The organism is Tolypothrix sp. PCC 7601 (genome assembly GCF_025677855.1).
Lineage (GTDB): Bacteria > Cyanobacteriota > Cyanobacteriia > Cyanobacteriales > Nostocaceae > Aulosira > Aulosira diplosiphon.
In genome coordinates this window covers 3,211,563-3,233,335 of the sequence record NZ_CP064879.1, presented here as the reverse complement: position 1 = coordinate 3,233,335, position 21,773 = coordinate 3,211,563, and the positions used below count along the sequence as shown (strand labels likewise).

Sequence of the window (21,773 nt, the reverse complement as noted above, 5' to 3'; positions counted from 1 at the left end):
TGATGATATTGAGACAAAAGAATTATTTTTTTCTGAATTTTTATCTAGAAAGCGTAATGCAGAATAACTAAGATTCAACCACATTAATAATGGTGGAAATTGCTGCAAGTTGGCTTTTAGCGACAATGCGATCGCCTGAACTTTCTACTCTAATACTCCGGGTATTTCGTTCTAAATCCCCTAATAGTTCTTGCACCCACCCTAATGCTTGCTCACCCTCGATGTTTACAGGAGTTCTTCCATCAGGGTTTGTTATATCTGCAATGCTCTTTAATCCTTTCAAAGCATCACGAATTGGCAAAAAACTTGCTAAGACCAAAATTTCTTGACTTCCCACCCCTTTAAGCTTGAAACTATAGCCATCACTTTCTTGAGGGGTAATAATCTCCTGTTGTGGTGCGAGAATGGCTTCTATCTCTGCCGAATTCCAGTAGGGGAAAAGCGGTGTTATTTTACCACTACTACCAATACTAATAACGGCTATATATAAGTTATCCTTTTCATTGTTACGTACTTTTACTTGTACATCTGTACCAGATAAAAACTGAGAAGGTGTCGTTTTTGTACTACTACCTTTAGGAGCGATCGCAGTTGTAACATTCAATTTTGTGCTATTGCCACCAAAAGCTGCATCACTACCTGTAATCAGTTTCAATAGTTTGCCAGCTAATAATGATATTAAACGCCCCTGCAAGCGCTCAACAGCTGATGAAGCTGATTCTCCTGATTTTTGGAAAGTGTTGGCTAAAGGAGTGAGTCCTGGTAAAAACAGCCCAAAACTATCTACTGTTGGTAAATCTCGAATTTTCTTTGGTTTTACCTGTTGCAGATAGCTATTAGTCATCCTTCCCAGAATATATTCTGCCCCGGTTGAAACCACTTCGATCCGATCTATAGAAGCTAAAGAAGCTTTTGCTATTTCTAACTGCTCACCCAAGGAAATATCTAACCCAACCCGCAACTTAAGATTTTCGGGAATACCTCGTATCTTTTCTCTGAGCAGGACACCAGGTTGAACGTTTTTACTTTCCCCTTTAGTCAGTTTGCCATAACCGACCAAACCCTTTCTGTCCTGTTGCTCAATTTCGCCAACTTCTTGTCCCTTTGTATTAATTAACGCCCAAATAATTCCTTTTGGTTTTGCTTCTAGGCTCAAAGCAGAAATACCACCTAACCAATATTCTATTTCTCCACTAGGTTTTACCTTTCTCACAACCGCTTCAGCCCAGGGTTTTACGGGATTCAGGAAAAATGTTGGTTTTTGGCTGTTTGTTTCTGGATTAGCAGCAATTATAGGAGTTTGATACATTGATGACTTAATAGCAAGATCATTGGTACTACGCTCTAAATTCACAAAAGTATTACCTATACCTTCTACAGAACTTGCTTGCCACAAATAACGAGTAAGGATATAGGTAAAGGCTCCACAGTGAAATGTATCATTATCAAACTTCGCTTCTGCCGCAAACTGGTCAAATTGAGCCGAACCAATTGCCACACCTTTAGCAATACCCTTACGGCGCATATCATAAAGCTTTGCTTCCGATAGCTGCAAGTCTTTCATCCACCGTCGCTGAAATTCTAATTCTGTTTCACTTGGTTGAGCCGATTCCCCACTATCAAGTCGAGACGAAACAGCACGAAATACCAAATCACCCCGCGTACCTCCCCCTGAGTGACAGCTATCTAAAATTGCTGTGACGTTGTTAGTTTTTAGGGCATACATCAACAAAAATAAACTCCGCCCCATAATATCTTGAACTACATCGCTACGTTCTGTATTTCGGTCACGAGGTACAAGGGTACCGTTAAGCTTGTTGGTATTAGGAACTACTTCGCCATTGATAATTAGTTCCGGAATCGGATAGGGATCGATAATCCGCGAGCCATGTCCGGAAAAATGAAAAACAACTACATCTCCTGGTTTTGCTTGGTCAATTAAATGGGTTTGAAATTGATCTAAAATATTTTGCCGTGTTGGCTTTAAATCTGCTTCATCTGTAATGACAACGATATCTTTGGGATTAAAGCCAAAGCGATGTACCAGTAATTCATATTGCATTTCTACATCACTGAGACAACCTTTTAGGGATGGGATGCCTGATGGATAGGAATTTACACCAACTAGTAAAGCTAATTTTCGTGGGGTATTTTGAGCAATTACTTGAGCATAGCGATTAGCTTGCTGGGTAAAATTTGATTGACTTAGTGTAATTGCGCTGAGTGTAGAACCAGCAAATTGGAGAAAATGGCGACGTTTGATGGGAGGCATTATCGAACTTCCTTTCTTGAGTTAGCTTGAAAATCGCTTGATTGGCACAAATAGCATCTAGTTACTCCTAGTATTTTTACGGAGAAATACTAAATTATTGTCTTACAGATATGTAGGCAGGTATAAAATTTTTTGTGCGATCGCCAACTAAACTATACAGATGCAAAATTACAGGTTTTGACAGTTGTGCAAACATTAATGTGGCAATAGTTCCAGTTCTCTACCTAATCGGCCCTGGAACATTACCACTTATCCCTATCTCTGCTTCACAGCCTGCACCGCAGCATCAGCATTAACTAAACCACGACCGAAGAAATACTCTTGGGCGGAAACGGGTTTCGCCTTAGGGAAAATACCAGAAGGTCGTGAAACTGGAGCATCTACAACAGTTCCAAAACCGACTTCCTTCTGCAACCTATAGCGATTAGCATCAGCTTTAGAAAGATTGAGTCCATCATAGGTAGCAGTCTGATTGAGAATTGAGACAATTTCATCGCGGCTTAATCGCCGTTTTGGATCTTCTCCCTTCATCAGGGCCACTACTCCTGAAACAATGGGAGCCGAGAAAGAAGTCCCTTGTACCTGGACATACTTACCTAAGGGGTCTAACGCCAAACCCCAGGTGTAATCTGGTACAGACATTCCCTGCCAAAAACCATCCAACCAAGTACCACCTGTCGTTAAAATTCCACCACTGAGGCTATTTTGGATTTCGCCGCCGGGTGCGACTAGATCTAATCCGCCGCCATAACTGCTGTAGAAGGTGCGATTACCCGTCATATTTGTAGCACCTACTGATACAACACCAGGAATACCAGCCGGGAATCCAACTCCATCCAAATTTTCATTACCAGCAGAAGCAACTATTACCAAATGACGATGAGCATCCAACACATCAAAAATTTGCTCGGTTAATCCCTCATCAGGAAGCAAACCACCCAAACTCATATTGATCACATCAACATTTCTACTGGCAGCATAACCAATAGCTTCGGATAAACTTGCCATATTAATCGCACCACGTAAGCCAAAAACCCTAATTGGCAGGATTTGGGTATGAGGCGCAACTCCCAGAATACCTGCTTTATCTTCCGAATTAGCAGCAATCACACCCGCAGCCCAAGTACCGTGAAACTCACTCCCAATTTCAGCACGAATCAGATTGCGAATGCGATGAGCAATTTCACTGTCTGAAGCTTTAGGGTAACGCTGTTTTAAGATGCCCGACAGTTGTTGATATTTCTTTAATAATTGGTCAGATGGTAATTTAAAAGTGTCTTGAAATTCTGCTTGAATCTGTGACATTTCTTGGGAACTCAAGCGTGTATCAGCGTCACCTTCACCTGGGCTAGAAAAGTCCCAGCCATATTCCTCACCAGGTAATTTATCAGAGCGATCGCCAGATTTGTATGTCTTCTTCACCAAGTCGGGATGATCCCATTGAATCAAGCTATCAATTACCGCCACGACAACCCCACGTCCGCCATTGCTGTTGCGCCAGGCTTCCGTAGCGCGAATATCAGTCCGAGCTAACAGCCTGACCCCGGCGAGGAGTACTATTTAAATGCCATTGCAAAGGTAGTAAGTTGGAAGAAATCGGAGTATCTTTTGGTTGGGGTAACTGTGCCAACTGCTGTTGTAAGCGTTCGGCGGCGTGAGGAGTTTCTGGTAAATTGGCTGCTGTTGCCAGCAATTGCGACATATGATCGGAAGTCGCTTGAATAAAATTCGGTGTTGCTGATTGCACTCCTGGTACTTGAGTTAGTTGATTAGCCACATGTAAAATTTCAGTCCCAGATACTGACTTAGAACGTACTAAGTAGCGGTTTTTACTAAATCTCAAGGGACGAAGTACTTCTAAATTGTGGCGCAGTAGGATAATTTGCCTTTGGCTCTCGGACATCTCGCCCTCAAAACTAATGACAATCTCGTTGGGTAGTACAATAACTGGCTCAGATTTTGTTTCTGGAGATGCTGACTGTGATTTACGGGATAAGATAGGTAATATTTCTTGCACGTAAGGCTGTTTTTGAATCTGCTGTTGAACTGTATTTAAGGAAGCACGAGTGCCAGAAGGTAGGTTAACTAGAGCGATGTTTTCTCCCAAAGGTTTAACATCTACATCAGAGCGATGATTACTACCAATGCTACGAGTATTACCGCCACCACGTCGTAAATCTTGTTGCAACTGTAAGTATAAAGGTTGGATAGAGCGAGAGCGTGTATTCTTGGGTTTAAAGCTCACAGCCACCGTATCACGGCGCAAATTCAAAGGAATTTTTTGTCCGTAAAATGTATAAAACAATTCATCTGCTGTTTGTGCCTGCGCGAACTCACGGTGTTGCTGAGGAAGCAGAGAAAAGCTGGTAGCACTGAAAAAACAACCTGCCAAAATCAGACTGGAAATTAAACGTCTCATAAGTGCGAACTGGGAATTAATTTTGCCAGATATGTGTATTTCTGATGATTTGGAGGATATGCAATTTCTCAGCAGCAGAGGTTGGCGCAAAATTGCATAAGGTCGATTTTCTCAGAAGTACTAAAAAATGAAAGCTCAAGTTTAAAAAGGCAGAAGGCAGAGGGCAGAAGGTTTTATTCAGATCGGAGTCGGAGTAACACCCCTCCTGTTGGAAGTCTTAAACCCTCGTTCCCTAAGGTTGCTGGCAGAGGGGACAGGTACGCAGGGTTAGGAGCAACTGCCGTGGCAGGAAGCAAAATTCCCTTCTGCCTTCTGCCTTCTGCCTCCTGCCCTCTGCCTTTCCCAATAACTGTTAAATTAGGGACTCAGTATGGAATCTCAAAAAATGGTTGGACTTGCGTTGAAAAGCATCGGCAATGTGACAATTAACAATGACCAATAAATACAAATACTTATGAGCGAGGCTTCAAGATATTGGCAATTGGTGAGGATTGATGCGGGAGGGAACCGGAGAATTCAACAGATACCTGCGGCGAAGTCGTTTTACTCACAAGTATTTGAGCGTTTGACACCAGATGCAGACATCCAGGGTAAATTGCTAGATTTATATCGCCATAGTTCTGGCGAGACTGCTTTACTAGCAGAACGTTGTTTGCTGTGTTTTCTATCTTGGATTCTTGAGCAAGGATGTCTGCAATTAGAAAGGAAATTTGGTCAAAAGCATAATTTTACTGCTAGCGATTTGTTCCCTTATGTCCTAGATGATGATGGTAAATTATCAACAGCCCGTGTATATCAATGCTTCTCGCAAAAAATTCTCCAGAGTTTTGATCCGCAGCAAAGTAGTCTGACTACTTGGGCGATAATGAAATTAAAGCAACAGCCTGAATTGAATAAAGTTTTATTAGAATGTGGTGTTTATTTAATTAGTAATTGGGCGATTTTAAATGATACTCAACCTAAACAATTAGAACGCATTTTCAAAGATTTTCATATTTTTAGCCAGGGTGGTTTTAGCGACGCAGCAATTAAAGAAGCGCAATCTATTTTAGAAAGCTATCATACTATCTACCGCTTGCAAAGACTGCAACAACGGAGAAAAGGTCTCAGGAGTAAATGTATTGCACCTGATACTCAACAATTACAAGATATTGCCCAAGATATTCAAAAGCATACAGGTCAAATTTTTGAGATTGAAGTTTTGAGTCAGAAACTGCAAAAGCTGGCTGCTCAATTGCGCGAGTACCGAATTTATGTTCGGGGTGGTTCTGTACAGACAAGTTCTCTAGACGCTGTGTATGGAAGCAAGTATAATTCTTTGATAGAAGAAATCCCGGCGACTGAAACTAATAATAGTTTAGAAGAAAACGACGAACAAACCGAATTTTTACAGTTTTATCGCCATCAATTTCAACTTAGCTTACAACAGGCTTTAGCTCAAGTTACAGAATCGCGAGTTAGATATTTAGAACGGAAAAAAGGCGATAAAGCCACGATGTTTTTAACTGCTTTGGAGCTATCTCAATGTCAAAAATTGGCAATGAAGGAAATTGCTGAATTCCTGGGATTGAGAGCGCAAGATTCGGTAACCAAGTTATTAAAGTTAAAAAACTTGCGGACTGATGTCCAGCAGGAAATGTTGGTAATTTTAAAGGACTCTCTCAAAGAAAAGGCTAAAGTATATGTTGATATCCAAGCTTTGAAAAACCTGGACGAGCGATTGACAAGCTTTCTGTTTGAGGAAATTAGCCAAATGCTGGAAAATTCCGAGATTCAATCAAGAACAATGAAAGCTCACCTAAAAGCTGATATTTTCGCCGAACGATTATGTGAATATATCCAAACTAGAAAAAGAAATTAAAACAAAATTATGACAAATTTATTAAGTAATCTTCCTCCCATGTCTTACCTTGATTTTGATGCTTTACCAACTTCAGCAGTTATTCTCTCACCCGATGAGATTGACCAAGCCGCAGTACTCAGTAATCAAGTTATTAATGAATCCAAACAATGGCAAGCTTATCTTCATTATTTAGCTTTATCAGCTTTTGAGCAATGGCTAGAAGAAAGAGCAGAATCTTTAACTATTAATCGCGAGCAATGTACAAGTTTACAACCAGTTTTAGCAAATTTTATTAGTGGCGTTGCTAATTTACAAGTAGGGGAATTTAAAGTCTGTTTAATTGCCACTGGTAGCTTGAGCGATGAAATGGTTAATATTCCCAGAGTAGTTGTAGATTTACCAGAGTTTATTCCCCACTTTTATGTTTTAGTGGAGGTGTTAGAAGAACAAGAAGCAGCAAATGTTTATGCTTTTTTAAGCTATGAAGAATTACAAGAGAATTTACAGACAACCTCTTTACAGTCAGATTGGAATTATCAACTGACAATATCCTGTTTTGATAGTAATCCAGACCGTCTCTTGCTTTATCTACGATGTTTGGAATCATCAGCAATCTCTTTACCTGTAATTCCTACAAATCGTAGTGCGATTTTAGCAAATATACAAAATCAGTTGGTGGAATTATTACCTCAGTTACAATCACCGAAACGGGAATTATCTGAAGTTTTAACTTGGGAACAAGCTGCTGCTGTTTTAACTAGTCCAGAATTGATCAATTGGGTTTACACATTACAAACACAAGCAGCTATAGAGAATATAGAGATTGGTAGCGCCAACCCAGAATCAACAGCTGCTTTTGCGTCTCTACAAGATGTAATTAAATTAATTACCCAACCTGCTTTAAATGCTGGACGTTGGTTGTGGGATGAGTTGGATGATTTAGCTGCTTCACTTTCTTGGGTGCTGTTACCCAGTTTTGCAGATGCTTCCCAAATGCGCCCAATACGTAGTCCTGAGGAAGAATTTGAGGTAATAGCTACTCAATTACGACAGAGGGGTTTAGAAATTCCCGTACAAGCGCGGGGTGCGTATCAAGATTTACTTTTAGCTGGGATACCTTTGCGGTTGTATGCTGTGACTTGGCATTTACTATCGGAATCTGAACAGCCAGAGTGGAGTTTGTTACTAATTTTGGGCGCACCTGCTTTAAGTAGTTTACCGTCTGGGATTAAACTTAGGGTCAGCGACCAAACAGGTATTTTGGATGAACCGGGATTAAATGCAGAGAGTGAAGATTCTTATATATTTACCCGTGTGGTTGGTAATTGGGATGAGAAGTTTTTGGTGAGTGTGAGTTTGATGGATGGCGTTGAGGTGACTTTACCGCCTTTTGCGTTTAATTTGGAGCGGTTACGGAATTGACGCGATTGGATACCAGAATTGGGCGATCGCTTTCACAATACTACTCTTCACTGGATAATTGCAATAAGCGGGTAATTGTTGCAAATGTCTGGTATGCTTTGGCTTTTTCTTTACAATATCTTTAAATAGCTTGTGATCTCCAGTATTAATACGGTCTGTCACATCAAGGTATCGTAATGATGCTGAGGTCATTTTTAAATTTTGGCATAACCTGGTTTGTCCTCAGAAATATAAGAGATTGAGTAATCAATCTTCTGTAGCCATATTAAGAGGAATAACCAATGTCTAAGAGTTTGAAGAGTTTCGCCCTAGTTAGTTTAGTGTTTTCACTGACTTGTGGTGTTGGGTTAGCGGCGAATGATGTGATAGTTAAGCATACTTTGGCGCAAACTGCAACCAGTTCGGATACTAAAGCAGATGCAGATAAGTTGTTTGAAGAAGGTGTACAGCAGTTTCGACGTGGGGAATATCCCAAAGCTTTGCAGACTTATCAACGGGTGCTGGAGATACGGCGAAAACTGGGGGATAAAGCAGGGGAAGCTGCCACTTTAAATAAATTGGGTGAGGTTTACAACGGCTTGAATCAACCTACCCAAGCTTTGGAAGTTTTGCAGCAAGCTGTAAATCTGTATAAAGTGATTGGGGATAAAGCTGCAATTGGCGAAGTGTTGGATAATATCGGCACGAGCTATAGATTAAATTTTGATGCTACTAAAGCATTAGAATTTTTCCAACAAGCTTTAACAATTCGTCGGCAAGTTAATGATAGAAAAGGTGAAGGTAAAACTCTCAGTAATATTGGATTTACTTACAGTAATCAAGAGCAATATCCTAAAGCCTTGGAAATTTTACAGCAAGCTTTAGCTATTCATAAAGAAGTAAAAGATACTGATCGGGAAGCATATACATTAATTAGAATTGGAATAGTTTATAGTAATTTACGTGATTATAAACGTGAATTTGAGTCATATCAACAGGCATTAAAAATAAGTAAAACCCTCGAAAATAAAGACGGAGAGTTGAGAGTTTTATTTAATCTAGGATGGCACTATAACAGTCAGGAAGATTATGTTCTTGCTGTGGATTATTGGCAAAAATCATTAATACTAGCGCGAGAAATTCAAAATAAATCATTAGAAGCTAGCAGCCTTGAAAATATTGGTGATACTTACTCTGTTCAAAAAGAATATAGCAAAGCTATTGAATTTTATCAGCAAGCATTAGTAATAAATAGAGGATTAAAAAATAAATCAAAAGAAGCAGATATTCTTCAGATGATTGGGAATATTTACTTTATTCAAGAACAGTACAAGCAAGCTAGTCAAATATATGAACAAGGATTAACCGTAGCTCAAGAAGCCAAAGATAAATTAAGAGAAGCTAGTATTATTACAGAAATTGGGAAAGTTTATTTTCAACAAAAACAATATTCACAGGCGATTGAAACTTATCAAAAAGCACTTAGTATCGCACAAGACTTAAAAAATAAATCTCTAGAAATAGGTATTCTTAGAGAATTAGGAAATATTTACTCCCAGCAAAATCAGTACGAACAAGCAATTAAAATCTACAAACAAGCATTAAGTATTGCACGAGAGAAAAAAGATAAATCTCTAGAAATTCGTATTTTAGGAGAGATTGGAGATGCTTATAAAGACCAAAACATGTATGACAGCGCTCTTCCATTTTATCAGCAAGCACTACCACTTCTATCAGCAATTGAAGATAACACATTCAAAGCAAATTTTCTAATTGTTATCGGTCAAACTTATTTATTTCAAAATAAAGATGATCAAGCAATTGAATTATTTCAACAAGCCTTAAAAATTTATCAGACGCTTCAAAATAAAGAAGGGCAACTGACTGCTTTGCAGAAAATTCTTGCAGGGCATAATTCTAAAGCTGTAGACTTCTTTGTTAAAGAATTATATGGTCAAGCGAAAGTAGAATATTCTCGTGTCATAGAACTAGCTCCATCAGTTATTAATCTTGCAAAAGAACTAAATAAACCAAAAATTCAAGCATCTACTTTGGCTGATTTAGGTGCTGCTTATGCTTTTATCCATGAAAATAAAAAGGCAGTTGAAACTTTACAACAGGCTGCCAAAATGGCTCGCGATCTGAAAGATTTAGTCACTGAAGCAACAGCTTTAGGAACCTTAGCCAATATCTATCGATCTCAAGGAGAACATCATAAACAATTAGAAGTAGATAAACGATATTTAGAAATAAAAAGAGAAGAAAAATCAAAATCACAACAAGATTATGGTTTATTGGGAGAAGTATTTGCTTTAAAATCTCTAGCTAGTACTTATAATGTTTTGGGAGAGCATAAAAAGGCAGTTGCAACATATCATGAGGCTTTACGTATAGCCCAGCAAATAAAAATTGATAAATTACCATCCAATGTTCGGGATAATGCTGTGGAAGCAGAAATTTCTGCTTTGGGAGGTCTACAAACAAGTTATAGTCTCTTTGGTAAATCTAATCAAGCTTTAGATTTTGCTCAACAAGCTGTCAAAAAAGCTCAGGCATCAGGTATAAAAGAATATTATGCAGAAGCTTTAATTGACTTAGCTAAATTATATACTGATGACTTCAAAGATTTTCCTAAAGCAATCGATATATGTAAGCAAGCCTTAACTATCGCTCAACAAATCAAAGAACCTAAAGTTGAAGCAAACGCATTAAAACAACTCAGTAATATTTACACCAAACAAGGTAATCACACTTCTGCCCTGGAATCTGCACAGCAACTTTTGGCTATAGCCAAGCGAGTAGAAAGTCCCTCTCTGGAAGAAGATGCTTTAAATAACTTACGCGATATTTACTTTAGCCAGGGTAACTTTATTAAATCTCTAGAGATAGCACAACAAAATCTGCAAATAGTACAAAGCAAAATGGTTGGGAATGAAATTATTGTTTTGCTAAATCTTATTGAAAATTACATTTATGTAGGTGATACAAATAAAGCATTGGAGACAGCACAGCAAGCTTTAGCTTTAACAAGAAAACAGTCAAATTTATTGTTTGAACCAGGTATTTTAGTATATCTCAGCAAAGTATATAAATTCCAAGGAGAATATGACAAGGGTATTAAAACAGCAGAGCAAGCAATAAGTATTTCACGTCAAATTAATAATTTTACTTTAGAAATCGAATCTATAGCGGCTTTAGCTACTATTTATGAAGCCACAGGACAGTATCAACAAGTGACGGCTCTTGGTGAACCTTTACTTGGTAAAATTCAAAAGTTAAATAATCCAGTCAGAAAGGCAGAAGTTTTAATTGTTGTAGGTAAAGCATACGGATTAACTGGGGAGTACACAAAGGGTAAACAATTAGTCGAGCAAGGTTTGGCAACTGCCCGTGAATTGAAAAATCCACTATTGGAAGTCCAGGCTTTAAACGCATTAGGTAGTATTTACAGTTCCCTGAATGATTATGGACAAGCTTTAGATTTAACACAGCAAAGTTTAAAAATTGCAGAGCAACTTAAAAGTCCTATCATTCAAGTTGATACCTTATATTTTTTGGGAGATATTTATAGCAAACTAGGAGACTACAAAAATAGCGCTAAGTATTATGAACAAGCATTGACAATAGTCAAACAGTTCAACAATCGTCAGGGCGAAGGTACACTTTTATTAGCTCTAGCTAGTAATTACTTTTATCAAGGAGAAACGAATAAAGCTATAGATTCAGCAACAAAAGCATTGGTGATTTTTACAGATATTAAAGAACCTCGCTTAGAAGCTTTAGCAAAATTAATTCTAAGTGCTGGCTATGGTGAATCGAAAGATGATGCAAAAGCGATGGAATCTGCTCAAGCATTTTTGGACTTTGCGAGAAAAAACCAAAATAGTGTTTGGGAAAAGTTAGCTTTCAGTAATATTGGTAGTTTACATCGTAAGTTTGGCAGAACAGAACAAGCAATAGTTGCTTATCAACAAGCTTTAGCAATTAAAACAGATAATCAAGTAAAAGGTGCAGACGCAGGTATTTATGCTGGATTAGGACGGGTTTATCAGGATTTAAATCAACCTAATATTGCTATTGCAAATTATAAGAAATCTGTGAATAGGCTTGAAGAAATTCGTGGTGGTATTGAAGGCTTACCCAAAGAATTACAAAACTCTTTCTTAAATTCAACTATTGATTTCGCTCAAATGAAGGTATCGGATATATATGCTCAACTCGCAGGTTTGTTAAATGATCAAGGAGCATATAATGAAGCGTTCCAAATCCGGTTACTTATAGAAGAACAAGAAATTCGAGAAGCAAGAGGTTCTAGAGGTAGCACAGAAGGTAAATTAAATATCCCTCTCACTCCCACAGAAGCAAAGATTCCCGAACAAGGTAAAATCACACTTGCTTTGGCTAGTCAGATAAGTGAATGCGAAAGAACTAAATGCAGTCAACTCACTGAGCTTAATAATAAGCTCAGTGCTTCAATTCAACAAGTAAATAAAGAATTGAAGAAAATTGAAGAAGAAATTAAGGATAATCGTGCTAAAGATGAACAATTCTTTAATCCGAAAGGATTCGCAAAAGCCCAAGCAATTGTTGAAGCCCAAGCAAAGGAAACACGCGCAAACAGCGTTATGATTTATCCCTTGGTACTAGAAAATGAATTGTGGTTACAAGTATATGGACAAAACGGGCTAGTCAAAACAGAGAAAGTCCAAGTATCAAGGAAGGAATTAAGAAATACAGTCAAAAAATTTCGTGAGTTAATCGGAAAATGTGAACCAGAAGGTTATTACTGTAGTGTAAAAGATATTGCCGAAATACAGCCTATCAGCCAACAACTCTACAGATGGCTAATTAAACCTTTAGAGAAGGAATTAACGGATAATCAGGTCAAAAATCTGATTTTTGCGCTACATAGAGAAATTCGCTATATTCCCATGAGCGCACTTCATGATGGGAAACAATATCTAATCGAAAAATACACAATTCATAATGTCACTACAGAAAAGATTGAAGAGCAAGATAAGCTACCTACTAATATTCAAAATACCCCCCTTTTAGCAATGGGATTATCGGAACCTGCTCCCGATCCAAATCCTAATTCTAATAAGAGTTTCCGTGCTTTATTAAATGTACCCAAGGAATTAGACGCTATTGTTCGTGAAAATACCAACGATAAGCAAGGAATTTATCCAGGAAAAGAGTATTTAAATAAAATCTTCAATTTTGAAACATTGCGAGATAATTTGAACAAATACAAAATTCTTCACCTTGCTACTCACGGTGTATTTGACTCAACAACCCCAGAACAATCTTATATCTTAATGGGAACTGGTACACCATTAACACCGGATATGATTTCTAGCTTGACAGGATTAAAGGATATTCATTTGGTTGTTTTGTCAGCTTGTCAAACAGCCCTGGCTACTTCTACAAATCAAGATGAAGCTCAGGACGGTGTAGAAATTAATACCCTTGCTTACGAGTTTATGAATCGAGGTGCTAAATCGGTAATGGCTTCTCTTTGGAAAGTTGATGATCCTAGTACATCTCAACTAATGCAGTTATTTTATAAAAATCTTGCTACTGGCAAAATGACGAAATCTGAAGCATTACGTCAAGCACAACTTAGCATAATAAAAGGTAATAACTCTACGAACACAAATATTGATAAACGTGGTGCTTACTTAGAACCAGGTGCATTACCCAGAAATGAGCAGCGCAAAAGTAGTTACTCTCACCCCTACTACTGGGCACCATTTATTTTAATTGGTAACGGTTTATAAACAACATCAGAGATGCAATTAATCGCATCTCTCTTCACTAATAAATAACGCACTACCAATCAGTAAGCACACATGAGCAACTTTTATCTCAAAGTTCAACACATTGAAAAACTTTGTTTATTTCAACTCAGTTGGGGAAAAGGACAGCAGCTAAATGTGACAATTCCCTATCCTCAAAATCTCACCATACTTTATCAAGATTGGCAACGTTCCTATCTAAATTATTACAAAAATTACAAAACACAATCAGTACGTGGTCGGATAGCAGATAGTGGTGTAATTTCTACTCCTCCGACTGATTGGCAGGCAAAATTAGTGCAAGCGGAAGCTAAATTTTTGTTGGAATTTCATAAATGGTTGCGTTGTGCAGAATTATATGAAATTCGTATGGCTTTGGCTAATGTAGTAGGGGAGAAAGAAAAGATAGAAACCCTTTCTCAATCACCAGAAATTACAAATCTTTTTCTTACTTGTAACACCATAGATTTAGAACGCTTTCCTTGGGAATCGTGGGAAATTGGTACAGAATTTGCACTTTCTTCGGGAAAAATTCGTATTGTTCGTACCCCTGTAAATATTCATCGAGGATTTGCACAGAAAAATCCTCGGCTTACTCGTAAAGTTAGAGTGTTAGCAATATTAGGTGATGAAACTGGCTTGGATTTCAAAGCTGAAAAGCAAGCAATGCGTCAATTTAAAAATATCATTGATGTCAAATTTGTAGGTTTACAGCCAGAAACAAGTATTACAGATTTAAAAACTAAAATCAAAGATGCTATTACCTCTGAATTAGGTTGGGATATCTTATTTTTTGCTGGACACAGTAATGAAAATAATATCACAGGAGGAGAAATTAGTATTGCTAAAAATGTCACTTTATCGATTAGTGAAATTGCACCATTATTAAGTATCGCAGTAGAACGTGGGTTACAATTTGCAATTTTTAATTCCTGCAATGGTTTGAATATTGCTAACTCTCTCATTGACTTGGGTTTGAGTCAAGTTGCTGTGATGCGCGAACCCGTTCATAATGCTGTCGCCGAGGAATTTTTACTACACTTTTTACAAGCCTTGGCGGAATTTAAAGATGTTCACGAAGCTTTATTATTAGCATCCCAATATTTGAAGACAGAGAAAAACCTTACATATCCCAGTGCTTATTTAATTCCTTCTTTATTTCGTCATCCCGAAGCACCTTTATTTAAGGTTGAACCATTTGGTATTAAACAAAGACTTAGAAAAATTATTCCCACTCGAAAAGAAGGTATAGCACTTGCAGCTTTATTATTAATTAGCTTACAAATTCCCATCCAAAATCACTTATTAGGACGCAAATTGTGGGTACAATCTCTCTATCGTCAACTAACAGGAAAGGTTAACCAGCAAGAGGTTCCTCCCGTATTACTTGTAAAAATAGACGACGAATCAATTAAAAAATCTAAAGGTAAAATCAGCAACCCTAGACCGATGAACCGCGAATATATTGCGAGTTTAATCAATCGGCTAACAGATAGAAAAGCGAAAATAATCGGGATTGATTTTATATTAGATAGACACCAACCCGAAAATGATAAAAGTTTAGCTCAAGCAATTAAAAAAGGTGTTAATACATCGCCTAATCCAACTTGGTTTATCTTCGCAGGAACTGAATCTGATGCTGGAGTTTGGCAGACTGCGATCCCTGAAATTGCTAGTTTCAATTGGAGTTTAGATGGAGAAATTGAAATCTTATTTTGTGATAAAATACAGCGTATCCCTTGTTATATGACACTGTTACCATCATCAAATAATAATTCAACACCTTTCACTTTTGCAGGTTTATTAGCTTTATCACATCAATTACAATATTCTCTCGATGATTCCAGTAAAGATAGTAACAATAATCTCAAAATTCCCCAACCTAAACTAGATAGTCAAAGCAATTTTTGGCAGCAGTTAAATAGCTATCTCAACCGGAATAAACATAATATACTAGATAAGACAATTTTAAATTCACCTCGTTCTCGCTTGCAACCGATCGCAGATTACAGTACTATCATTTCCCAAATGTGGCTGCATCCAATTATTGATTTTTCTATCCCTCCCAATCAAATATATGAATCCGTCCCTGCTTGGAAATTGTTAGAACAAGATAGTAAAAATCTACCTTTGGCGAACCTACAAAAACAAGTAGTTATCATCGCAGCAGGGGGATACGATGAAGCGGGAATGTCAATAGATAAAGAAGATAATTTTGATGTACCCCCAGCACTAGATTTTTGGCGATTGCAACAGGGAAACAATAGCAGAATTATACCTGGTGGAGAAGTTCATGCTTATATGGTGCATCATTTTCTCACACAGAGATTGGTTATACCTATTCCTGATGTTTGGATATTGGGGATTGCTATTTTGATGGGAAAATATTTCTACTATTTATTACGCAAACATTCCCACTATTGCTGGCAATGGCTGATGCTAATTTCTTTACTAACAGTCGTTTATGGAATTATTAGTTTGGAAATATACATATCATCCCTAGCGATTATAATACCTTGGTTTTTACCATCTGCGACCGTTTGGACATATTTCATAACAGGTTTTTTACGGAGAAGGGTTTATGAATAATTACAACTGGATTTTACCCAGCTTGTTGATATCTGCAATGACTGTTACATTGCTCCCTGTTTTGCCAAATCAAGTATCCCACGCCGAAAAGCGTCCAGCACAGCCGTCTTTTTCTTGGTGGAATCTTTTTCGGAGGAACCCTCCAGTGGGAAGGGGTAAAGGCGCACCACGTCCAATCATTAATGGTGTTTGTATTGCTGCACCAGATCGTGGTGAGATAATTTGGAGCGATCGCCCGTTTATAATTTGGCAAGGAAATCTGAAAAAAATCGGACTTTCTCAGGGTATTCCCGATGCGAGTGCAACTGACAATATTCAAATCGGACAGCTTTATGCAACTTATACGGGGAATCCCTTGCTACCTGCTCAACAATACCATTGGTCAGTAGCAATTGAGAATTCTTGGGCGGGAAATATTGCGTTTAAAATCATGGAACCCCAGCAAAAACAGCGCATTACCAATGATTTGCAGCAATTGGAGCAGCAAGAAAAAGCTAAGGGTGTAACTGCTGAGGGTATCGCATTTGCAAAAGCGAAGTATTTTTTAGAACAAGACCCACCATTGCGGTCAGATGCATTGCAGCAAGCTTACTCGGTGGACAAACCTTCACCAGAGTTAGTTAAAATCCGGGAAGAGATTGTGAAAGATTTTTGTAAACCAAATTAACCACAGACTAAGAATTTTCAACTGGTTGAGATGCCTAAAATTAAGCCCCAAATTGTTGTTATACAAGAGTTTGGGCATTTATATCACTTTCGACATCATAAATGCTGGCAGAAAGATTATTATGAGAAAAAGAAGTTGCGATCGCTGTCTATGAATCTTCAATCCGTTGTAAGTTTAAACAAGCTGCCTCTTCATATCCTAGTTGAACGGCTGGATTCAGGGCATTTTATCGCATCAGTATCAGAATTAGCTGATTGTGTAGCCGAAGCTGAAAATCGTGAGGATGCGATATCTTCGATGGGCTACGCCTACGCATTTCTACAGGAAAAAATTAAAGAAAGGCTGGCAAATATTGAGATTTTGACGATAGAAGTTGCAAATAATCCCTGGACAGATTTTATTGGTATGTTTGAGGGAGATGAGGATTTTGCACAGCTGGCTGAGGAATTGCGGACAGAGCGCGAGTTAGATATCAATGGTGCAGCATGAGCCTTTGGTTGCTAGATACTGACCATGTATCGCTACTGTTGGATGGATGAAATCGATCAGCGTGGGAAAAAATGCCCACATTACTTGTTTTTGCTCAATTCCTTGAGAGAGAAGGTTCAACAATAACTTGCTTGGTACGCTAAAAAAAGCATAACCTCTTGTGGTTGAGAAATACGAGTAATTACTGAAAGATTTAAAGGGCTGAAAAAATGCGTAAAAGTCTGAATTGCTGTAACCGCCGAGGTAATAGGCTTTATAAAGCCAAAAATAAGTTATCAATATTTGTTTATCGGGCTACATTTGTTACTGTGTTGCTTTCGTTGATATTTCCCGTAGGTTTAGCATCTCCGCAGATGAGAGAAGTAGAGGGTGGGGTAAGTAGTAAATTAGTAGCACAAGGACAGACACAGCAACAGCGACTAGAAGAATCAAGGAAACTAAATAAACAGGGACTTAAATTATTTCGCCAAGGTAAATATAAAGAAGCCCTAGAGTTATTCGAGAAAGCGCTAGTAATTACTCATCGTTCGCGTAATCGATTCTGAAAATAAAGAATTCATCAAAATGGTTAAAAGGCTTACAAAAAAAGGATTAATCGCATCAAACTTTTATCCATATACCCTTTAGAGGCGTGGTTAGTTCACAGTGCGATGACGGTGCGATCGCACCGATACATTCAGATTCCTACTGAAATCTTTGAGGGAAATCGGGTAAGTGTAAGCTTTCTATTCTGATTACCAAAACCAAAGCTATATATAGTAGGAATTTCATGGTTTTTTGGGAATTAATTATTTCCGATTTGGATTACGCGAATGGTGAGTAATTAGTAGAGAAATTAGTGATAAAGAAATTGAAAGTAGAATTTTAAGCAATATTGGTTCAGTTTACGACAATCTGGGCGAGTACAAACAGGCACTAGATTATTATCAACAAGCTTTAACTATCGCTCGACAAATCGATGATAAATTCGGCGAAGGTAGAATTTTAGACAACATAGGACAAGTTTACGATCATCTGGGAGAGTATCAAAAAGCATTAGATTATTATCAACAAGCCTTAACCATTTCTCGACAAATTGAGGATAAATTCGGCGAAGGTACAACTCTCCACAATATTGGAAAAATATATGACAATCTGGGAGAGTATCAAAAAGCATTAGATTATTATCAGCAAGCCTTAATCATTGCTCAACAAATTGATGATAAAGCTGGCGAAGGTACAACTATTAATAATATTGGTTTAGTTTATCGCAGGCTGGGTCAGTATCAAAAAGCATTAGATTATTATCAACAAGCTTTAACCGTTGCTCGACAAGTGGAAGACAAGGAACTTGAAGGTACAACGATTAACAATATTGGGTTGATTTATAATAGTTTGGGACAATATCAAAGAGCCTTAGATAATTATCAGCAAGCTGTAATTATTGCTCAACAAATCCTTGATAAAAGACTAGAGGGTATAATTCTCAGTAATATTGGGGTAGCCTACGACAATCAGGAAGAATACCAAAAAGCATTAGATAATTATCAACAAGCTTTAACTATTGCTCAACAAATTGGTGATAAAGAAGGTGAAGAAACTACTCTTGGTAATATTGGAGAAGTTTACCGCAGGAGAGGAGAGTATCAAAAGGCGTTAGATTATTGGAACCAAGCATTTAACATTGCTAAACAAATTGGTGATCAAGAAGGTGAAGGTACTTATTTAAACAACATTGGAGTAGTTTATAACAATCTAAAAAAATACCAAAAAGCATTAGATTATTATCAACAAGCATTACCTATTCGCAAACAAATTCGTGATAATACTGGCGAAGGTGGAACTCTCAATAATATTGGAGTAAATTATATAGATCAAGGTAATTACTCCGAAGCGGAAAAACCTCTATATGCTGCTATTAAAATTTGGGAGTCACTACGGGCAACATTAAATGATGAGCAAAAAATATCAATATTTCAACAACAAGCCACTACCTATCGCTGGTTACAAAAAGCTTTAATCGCCCAAAATAAAATAGAACAAGCATTAGAAATATCTGAACGCGGTAGAGCCAGAGCCATTATTGATTTAATCACCTCAAAATCAACCAGAAGTAACGAATTTTTAAACACAATCCCATCCATTGCTCAAATTAAAAAAATTGCTCAACAGCAAAAAGCTACACTTGTGGAATATTTCTTAGCCAAGGATGCAAAACTTTATATTTGGGTAGTTAAACCCACAGGAGAAATTGCATTTAAACAAGTAGATTTAAAATCCCTCAAAACACCTCTAAAAAATTTAGTAGAAACCAGTCGTCAATCTATTGGTGTTATAAAACAACGTGGTGCTGAAATTGAAAACCCACCCCTACCAAGTGCAGAAACTCAAAAGAAACACTTACAACAACTCCACGAACTCCTAATTACACCCATCGCCAAGCATCTTCCTAAAAACTCAGGCGATCGCGTAATTTTTATACCCCACGAATCCCTATTTCTCGTCCCCTTCCCAGCGCTCAAAGATGCAAACAACAAATACCTGATTGAAAAGCATACCATCCTCACTGCTCCAGCAATTCAGGTATTAGACTACACCCGGAAAAACACAGAAACATTAAATATTGCATCTCTGCAACCAGGAGATACATTACTGGTAGGGAACCCAATTATGCCAATTACAGGGATTCCCCCCGTACAACAACGTCCTTTACCCGGTACGGAAAAAGAAGCGAATAAAATAGCCCCCATCCTCAACACTCAACCTCTAATCGGTAAACAAGCAACAAAATCTGCCGTACTGCAAAAAATATCAACCGCCAAAATAATTCATTTAGCTACACATGGATTACTTTATGGCTTTGGGGAAAGAATACCAGGTGCGATCGCACTTGCTCCCGATACTCCTGGTGTCAACGAAGGATTGCTCAAAACAACCGAAATCATTAACTTAAATTTGAAAGCAGACTTAGTAGTTTTAAGTGCTTGCGATACTGGTGGCGGGGAAATCACAGGTGATGGAGTCGTGGGATTATCCCGTTCCTTGCTGACTGCGGGAGCAGAGAGTGTAATCGTTTCTCTCTGGGCAGTTGATGATAGTTCCACGTCAGATTTAATGGTGGAATTTTACCGCCAATTACAGCAAAATCCTGACAAAGCCAAAGCCCTACGTCAAGCAATGTTAAGCACAATGAAAAAATATCCCCATCCCATACACTGGGCGGCTTTCACCCTCATTGGCAACGCCGAATAAACGGGAATTCAAAAAAAATTTCACCAAGCCGCAAAATTTTGGCATATCCTCCTTACTCCCAGAAATACATATAACCAAGAAAGCAAAAGATACTTCCAGAACGGAAAAAACAATTGTAATTCACTCTGCCGAAAGTATCTAGTTTTCTTTTGCAAACACTACTCAACAATCATCAATCATTCAGGAATCAGAAAAATGAAAAAATTCACATTAGCACTCGGCATGGCTGTATTAGGTGCGATTATTTCTAGTCCTAAAGTTTTGGCAGAAAATCTCAATCAACCAGAACCAATCCTGATTGCTCAAACTCAAACTCAACTTAAGCCACAACTACAGCTACCTTCAATCAAACCTCAATCTACACATACCTACAACTCTGGAAATAGTAACAATATCGAGTCCTTATTAAATCAGGCAACAGAGTATCTACAAAAGGGCAATTATGACCAAGTAATTGAGAATTGTAATCAAATTTTACAACAAGATAAAGATAATTATGGAGCTTATATACTGCGAGGTTTAGCATATATCCAAATAGAAAAGTATCAGCCCGCAGTTGATGATTTTAATCAAGCAATTCGGATTGAGCCAAATTCCCATTACTCATACTTTGGTAGAGGTTATGCTTACTTGTACTTAAAAGACTACGAACAGTCACTAGCAGATTTTAATCAAGCAATAAAATTAGATTCAGATTTCGCCCATGCTTATTTTTGGCGTGGTATTGCTCAGGGTAATTTAGGTAATAAACAAGGAGCAGTTGCAGATTTAAAACAAGCTGCGGAACTGTATAAAAGAGAGGGTAAAACTGAGAATATGAAGACAGCACTTGACCTGCTAAAGCAAATTAGTTAATGCAAATACTAAGCCCAGATTCCCATCTGTTTGGAGGGGAATCTGTAGCACTCACATTTCTGATAACTGAGCTTTATGGTATTTTAAGTATAAATACGGATAAAACAGGTGCGTTACGTCAAGCGATGCTGGAAACGATGAAAAAGTATCCAAATCCTCGCGATTGGGCTGGTTTTACGTTGGTTGGTTTGTTGTAGTGGGGGTATGGC

The 21,773-nt window shown here is 37.9% G+C and carries 14 protein-coding genes; 10 read left to right on the top strand and 4 right to left on the bottom strand.

Going from position 1 to position 21,773, the window contains the following annotated elements:
* Positions 1-67: 67 nt before the first annotated feature.
* The 3 genes from HG267_RS13525 to HG267_RS13515 form a co-directional block, all read right to left on the bottom strand.
* On the bottom strand, positions 68-2,272 hold the full coding sequence (locus tag HG267_RS13525) for a caspase family protein (RefSeq protein ID WP_045872458.1): 2,205 nt from the start codon (positions 2,270-2,272) through the stop codon (positions 68-70).
* 255 nt (positions 2,273-2,527) lie between these two features.
* Complete coding sequence (locus tag HG267_RS13520; protein ID WP_263420057.1) at positions 2,528-3,739, bottom strand: S8 family peptidase; 1,212 nt, start codon at positions 3,737-3,739, stop codon at positions 2,528-2,530.
* 52 nt (positions 3,740-3,791) lie between these two features.
* Complete coding sequence (locus HG267_RS13515) at positions 3,792-4,691, bottom strand: hypothetical protein (protein ID WP_263420056.1); 900 nt, start codon at positions 4,689-4,691, stop codon at positions 3,792-3,794.
* 454 nt (positions 4,692-5,145) lie between these two features.
* Here HG267_RS13515 and HG267_RS13510 point away from each other — a divergent pair, with 454 nt between their 5' ends.
* Both HG267_RS13510 and HG267_RS13505 read left to right on the top strand, forming a co-directional pair.
* Entirely contained in the window at positions 5,146-6,552 is a 1,407-nt protein-coding gene (locus tag HG267_RS13510; protein WP_045874808.1) for a hypothetical protein, read from the top strand.
* Positions 6,553-6,561: 9 nt separating this feature from the next.
* Positions 6,562-7,956 (top strand): DUF1822 family protein, encoded by a 1,395-nt coding sequence (locus tag HG267_RS13505; protein WP_045874807.1) that lies wholly within the window; start codon positions 6,562-6,564, stop codon positions 7,954-7,956.
* On the opposite strand, the gene HG267_RS13500 is transcribed toward HG267_RS13505, so the two are convergent.
* Positions 7,945-8,148, bottom strand: a complete 204-nt coding sequence (locus HG267_RS13500; RefSeq protein WP_045874806.1) for a hypothetical protein — start codon at positions 8,146-8,148, stop codon at positions 7,945-7,947. The two genes, HG267_RS13505 and HG267_RS13500, sit on opposite strands and share 12 nt — an antisense overlap.
* Positions 8,149-8,237: 89 nt before the next feature.
* Between HG267_RS13500 and HG267_RS13495 the strand changes: the two genes are divergently transcribed.
* The 8 genes from HG267_RS13495 to HG267_RS13460 all read left to right on the top strand — a co-directional run bounded on the left by HG267_RS13495 (position 8,238) and on the right by HG267_RS13460 (position 21,761).
* Entirely contained in the window at positions 8,238-13,715 is a 5,478-nt protein-coding gene (locus tag HG267_RS13495) for a tetratricopeptide repeat protein (RefSeq protein WP_045874805.1), read from the top strand.
* Positions 13,716-13,787: 72 nt separating this feature from the next.
* Positions 13,788-16,322, top strand: coding sequence for a CHASE2 domain-containing protein (locus HG267_RS13490; RefSeq protein ID WP_045874804.1), 2,535 nt, complete (start codon positions 13,788-13,790; stop codon positions 16,320-16,322).
* Positions 16,315-16,989, top strand: a complete 675-nt coding sequence (locus HG267_RS13485; RefSeq protein ID WP_045874803.1) for a hypothetical protein — start codon at positions 16,315-16,317, stop codon at positions 16,987-16,989. Before HG267_RS13490 ends, HG267_RS13485 begins: the two co-directional genes overlap by 8 nt.
* Before the next feature lie 30 nt (positions 16,990-17,019).
* Complete coding sequence (locus HG267_RS13480; RefSeq protein WP_228045648.1) at positions 17,020-17,478, top strand: type II toxin-antitoxin system HicB family antitoxin; 459 nt, start codon at positions 17,020-17,022, stop codon at positions 17,476-17,478.
* A 209-nt stretch (positions 17,479-17,687) separates the two neighbouring features.
* Positions 17,688-18,023 carry a tetratricopeptide repeat protein gene (locus HG267_RS13475; RefSeq protein WP_045874802.1) on the top strand — a complete coding sequence of 112 codons (336 nt, stop codon included), beginning with the start codon at positions 17,688-17,690 and terminating at the stop codon, positions 18,021-18,023.
* A gap of 277 nt (positions 18,024-18,300) precedes the next feature.
* The gene (locus tag HG267_RS13470; protein WP_081584182.1) at positions 18,301-20,709 is read left to right on the top strand and encodes a CHAT domain-containing protein; all 2,409 of its coding nucleotides are present in this window, start codon (positions 18,301-18,303) and stop codon (positions 20,707-20,709) included.
* Between the two features lie 195 nt (positions 20,710-20,904).
* A complete protein-coding gene (locus HG267_RS13465) occupies positions 20,905-21,564 on the top strand; it encodes a tetratricopeptide repeat protein (RefSeq protein WP_045874800.1) in 660 nt (219 codons plus the stop codon).
* Positions 21,564-21,761 carry a hypothetical protein gene (locus HG267_RS13460; protein WP_045874799.1) on the top strand — a complete coding sequence of 66 codons (198 nt, stop codon included), beginning with the start codon at positions 21,564-21,566 and terminating at the stop codon, positions 21,759-21,761. The genes HG267_RS13465 and HG267_RS13460 overlap by 1 nt, the downstream gene beginning before the upstream one ends.
* The last annotated feature ends 12 nt before the right edge of the window (positions 21,762-21,773 follow it).